This window comes from Methanocalculus sp., from assembly GCF_030651615.1.
Lineage (GTDB): Archaea > Halobacteriota > Methanomicrobia > Methanomicrobiales > Methanocorpusculaceae > Methanocalculus.
In genome coordinates, this window is the sequence record NZ_JAUSCG010000147.1 from 1 (window position 1) to 4,719 (window position 4,719).

The 4,719-nt window shown below is 50.4% G+C and carries 4 protein-coding genes and 1 pseudogene; 3 read left to right on the top strand and 2 right to left on the bottom strand.

Going from position 1 to position 4,719, the window contains the following annotated elements:
* The 3 genes from Q7V06_RS06370 to Q7V06_RS06380 all read left to right on the top strand — a co-directional run.
* A partial coding sequence (locus Q7V06_RS06370) for a YkgJ family cysteine cluster protein (protein WP_370650818.1) occupies positions 1-690 on the top strand: 690 nt, incomplete at its 5' end.
* Between the two features lie 64 nt (positions 691-754).
* Positions 755-1,327, top strand: a complete 573-nt coding sequence (locus Q7V06_RS06375; protein ID WP_304839672.1) for a YIP1 family protein — start codon at positions 755-757, stop codon at positions 1,325-1,327.
* Positions 1,328-1,379: 52 nt separating this feature from the next.
* Positions 1,380-2,282 (top strand): HdeD family acid-resistance protein, encoded by a 903-nt coding sequence (locus tag Q7V06_RS06380; RefSeq protein ID WP_304839675.1) that lies wholly within the window; start codon positions 1,380-1,382, stop codon positions 2,280-2,282.
* 22 nt (positions 2,283-2,304) lie between these two features.
* Here the strand turns inward: Q7V06_RS06380 and rbcL are convergent, their stop codons facing one another.
* Complete coding sequence (rbcL, locus tag Q7V06_RS06385; protein WP_304839678.1) at positions 2,305-3,597, bottom strand: type III ribulose-bisphosphate carboxylase; 1,293 nt, start codon at positions 3,595-3,597, stop codon at positions 2,305-2,307.
* 459 nt (positions 3,598-4,056) lie between these two features.
* Positions 4,057-4,719: pseudogene (locus Q7V06_RS06390) on the bottom strand (elongation factor EF-2); the annotation flags it as partial.

Sequence of the window (4,719 nt, forward strand, 5' to 3'; positions counted from 1 at the left end):
ATCAGATGTCTTCGTGAGGAGGCAGAGGATCTTGCGTCATATTCGAAAGAAGAGCTGTTCAGGATAATACGTGAAGTCGGGTTCTCCTGCAACGGATGTGGGCAATGCTGTACGTCATCCTATAACGGGCATGTCTTCCTCCTTGATGCAGATCTTCCTGGTGTCCGGGAAATCGATCCTGATGCTCTGATACCGGCACCGGATTTTGAGTATGGGGATCAGTTTGGAACCCTGTATGTCTCAGGTTATGCTCTCAGAGTAAGAGATGATGGGACCTGTTGCTTTCTGACTTCTGATCGAAGGTGTAGTATCTATGATCACCGCTTTTTCATATGCCGAATCTATCCTTACATGCTCCATCGTGAGCCTGATGCAGACGGGGTGGTTGACTGGCGGCAGATCAGCGGGCTTGGAGATCATGGGGAGTATCATCTCCCAATTGATGAAGAGGCGGCAAAATTGATGGCTGATGAAGTCATCTCCTATGAAATCGCCTTTCTAAACCAGCAGATTGGGTTCTGGGAAGCAATTCAGTGCCACTTTTCAGAACATAATCTCCGTCATGTACGAAAGACCTATGATGCAGCTATCAGGCGGTTTCGAAGCGGGGAGCCGGTTTTTGTGATGGTCTATGCTGATGGTTCATTTACCCGGCATTCTGTGACTGCTGAAGAGTACCGTGGATTTTAATCCCTGATCCTCCTTCTCTTGACAACGAAAGAGTATTTATAGAATCTTCTCGTTTATATCCACTATGTCACTCTCATTTATCGAAACATTCCGGGGGATGATCACCGATCCGGGTGCGACCATCCGGAAGAGCAGGTCGGGATCACTTATGGACTCGATCATCTACTTTCTGATCGTCATCCTGATCTATTCGGTGCTTACCTCTGTGATTGCTCTCATCTTTGGACCAATTAATCCGATGCCATTATCACCTGCAGGAGATATCGCTGCCATCATCGTCTTTTTAATCTCTCTTGTTATTGGTGGGACCATTGCCCTGTTGATTATTGGTGGTATCATCCATATCTGTCTGAAGATCGTCGGGGGCAGAGGCGACTATACCGCAACGGTACGTGCGTTTGCTCTTGCTGAAACCCCACAGGCAGCTATCGGATGGATTCCTTTCATCGGCTTCATCGGCAGCATCTGGGCACTTGTCCTGATGATTATGGGTGCATCCGAGTATCATAAGATCTCAATGTTCAGAGCGGTTATTGCAGTACTTCTGCCGATCATCGTCATCGTCATCCTCGCCGTTCTTGGTCTGATGTTCTTTATGGTCGCTCCCGGAAGTATGACGGTCACCCAGATCTCCTAATACCTTTTTTTCAGATAGATACGCTCAAATATAAAACAGACAAGGATTTTGTATGCAGAGGCTTGAAGATCTTCTTGCTCCCCTCCATAAAGGGGTTTGGGAGGTCGTGGTGCCAAAAGAGACGGTTATAATACCGCTTGGGGATCAGTGGGTGAGATCACGCATAAACATCCCCTCCCCCGGAACGATTGCCAGTTACCGGTATGGCCAATACCATCTGCATGAGACGGCAACCGAATACCGGGTGCATCTTGACCGCTATGATCCAAAGAAACACCCGGTTCTGCATCTTGCAGATGATGCACCCCTTGTCCTGATGGTCATCGATACCATCTCTGCTCTCGCTACGGACTCAAAAAAAGCCATGAGGAGGGATACCCGGATGGTACTCTCCGAACAGACGAGGGCATGGCAGTTGATGGTTGTAACAGGTATCTTCATGCTCCTCTTCGGAGTCTGGATCGTATCCGAGCCCTACTTCGTCTTTGGCAGTCTCATCACGATCATCGTTCCTGTTCTATTTCTCGCTCTCTCCATACCGTTCTTGCATAGTGCGATCAGTGTCAGACCTATGCATATACGATCGATTGGACGCTTAATCCTTGGTGTTGGTATTGCTCTTCTCGGTATCAACTCGATCTTCTCTGAACCTGAAGACCTTGCCCCGCTCTTTCTTCTCATCCTTGCAGGATGGACTTTTGCGAGTGCCTGGATCTCACTTAAAAGGGCGCTCAGAGGGCGTAATGCCGTTCCTGAAGGGTTTACCCTCCGGCTTGGTGTCGGCATCCTTTCACTCATCCTGGCAATGATGATCTTCTTTGTACCGGAGGCGATCATCGGGATTTTGATGATTATTCTTGCAGGTATCGCCGTTCTTTTTGGTGTGTATCTCTTTGCAGAGGGTATGGCGCTTCGAAGAAGGATGAACGATCCGAATTATTCTCTGGAAAAATAGTGGGAGTGTCTGTCTTCATCTTCTATTTCGGCTGGTACGATCCCCACTTCTCAAGTGCTCTCTTCAGCTCAGGTGAGCCTGCCGCCTTCTCTTCAAGGGTGACTCCCTCATGCCATGCATCGATCGCCTGCATCGTAGCAGCTGCTCCTGCCCGGGTGCCATCCGGGTGTCCGTGAATTCCTCCTGATACAAGAAGTACCAGTTCGTCTCCATAGATGTCGAGGACATCAGGAACAAGACCGGGATGGAGACCGCCTGAAGAGACCGGGAATGCGCTTCTGATATGCCCCCAGTCCTGATCAAGTGACATCTGCGGAACTCCCATCGTCTTCTTCTCCCGCAATATATCTGCAAGTACCCGTGCTTCCTGTGCGGTGCCAACGAGTTTTCCAACTGCGGTTCCGGTATGGATCTGAGAGACACCAATGAGCCTCATCATCTTAGCGAGGAACTGCATCGTGATACCATGACGTGGGTCACGATCAAATGCGGCATGCATCGCCCGGTGTGCATGGATCGCAAGACCGAGATCAGAACAGTAGTCACGGAGTGTCATAACAGCGGCGGTCCCCGCAACGACGACATCGATCATCGCATAGTTCCATCCATTCGCAACGAGGAGATCCGCCCGCTTCTTCATCGTCTCGGTATCTGCGGTGATGTTTAAAAAAGCAGACTTCTTCTCCCCGGTGAGTGATTCTGCTCTATCCCTTTGTTTTGCAAGGGCGATCACCCGGTCTTCAAACCGGTTGAATGCAGTTGAAGTGAGGTTTTCATCATCTTTTACAAAATCAAAGCCGCCCATCCATGTCTCAAATCCGATTTCAGCATGTTCGGCTGCTGAAAATCCAATCTTTGGCTTTGGAACCGCACCGGTGAGGGGGCGGCCATTAATACCCATCATATCCCGGATGCCATCCATCCCAAAGTGCGGGCCTTTGTAATGGCGAAGATATGCCTCGGGGAGTGTTGCATCGATTAAGCGGAGATGATTCACCGCTTTCATCCCGAAGATGTTTCCTGCTATTCCACTTAAGAGCTGAACGGCATTCCCCTCTTCCCAGAGGCCTATGGGATATGCGATCTTCAGGTACGGTCCGTCTATCTCAAAGGCGGTTGCCTGAAGAGCCCTCATCCTCGGTGGAAGCGAAAAGAGGGTTGTCCATGTGCCGGTCGAACTCTCGGATGCAACCCTTCCTGCCGCCTCTTTCATGCTGATCCCGGAGGCTGGCTCACATGAGAAGAGGCAGATGATCTCATCTGAGTCCGGTGTATAGTTCAGATCGACAAATTCATCGTACCAATCGATTGCCATACTCATCCCTTTGGTGAAAGGGACTGATAAAGGTCACGTGAGGAGAACTTTTGCACGAACCACAATCATTCTCATGATGAAACATCCCTGCAACTATAGCTGAGCACCTTTGCGTCTTTGCGCCTTGGCGTGAGTATGACTCTACACTCACTGAAACGTGGATCACGAGAAAGACGCGAAGTCGCAAAGTTATCTGGATCGGGGTTATACCTCCCTTGGTGCCTTAGCGCCTTTGCGTGAGCATTGCTCTTCACTTCTGGGTATTCGATTACGCTCAAGACGCAAAGGAACTCTTCATACGGGAGATAGCACTCACTCTGGCAAGAGGATGGTCATAATCTGCCTGAAATGGACCCTCTGAGGACCATCCGGATTCTGCGTACCTGGAGACTGACAATCATGTGTGTGACAGCCTGAGAAGTTGATCGAAAAAAAGGAACAGGGTGGAGGTGATCCCTCTTATGCGAGGTAGTCGCTTGGTGTTGGAATCTGTTCTTTTAAGCCCTTCCTCTTCCGGATACCCATCACGACCTCGTTAACGAGGCTTGATGGTACCAGCTGGAATCCGGCAAATTCGGTGCTCCACATTGCACGCCCTTCGGTTGCTGACCTGAGGTCGCCTGCAAATCCGAAGAGTTCAGCGACCGGTGCAACACCGTTGACGACGATCTGGTCGCCCTCTGAATCGGTGGTGGTGAGCTGCCCGCGTCTGCCCTGAATCTGGGAGATTGCTGCTCCCATCTGATCCTGCGGAACGGTGATCTGGATCTTCTGAACCGGTTCAAGGAGCTGATCGTTGCCCATCAGGACGGCTGCCTTGACAGCGGCTCTTACTGCCGGGATCACCTGTGCGGGACCACGGTGGATCGCGTCTTCATGGAGTTTTACATCCATCAGGCGGATCTTGAGGTTCTGCACCTGTTCGTCTGCAAGCGGACCGCCGTCGAGTGCTTCATGAAGGCCGTCAAGAACAAGTTCCATCGTCTCGTTCAGGTACTGAATACCCTTTGTCATGTCGATGAATATGTTCGTTGCATAGATGTTCTTGATGTTCCTTGCCTCATCCTTCTCCATTCCAAGACCGATGAGGATATCTCTGCGCTCAAGGGCGCTCATCGTCAT

Coding starts and splice junctions, on each gene's coding strand:
- Q7V06_RS06375 (WP_304839672.1), top strand. CDS start 755: ATGTCACTCTCATTTATCGAAACATTCCGGGGGATGATCACCGATCCG.
- Q7V06_RS06380 (WP_304839675.1), top strand. CDS start 1,380: ATGCAGAGGCTTGAAGATCTTCTTGCTCCCCTCCATAAAGGGGTTTGG.
- rbcL (WP_304839678.1), bottom strand. CDS start 3,597: ATGGCAATCGATTGGTACGATGAATTTGTCGATCTGAACTATACACCG.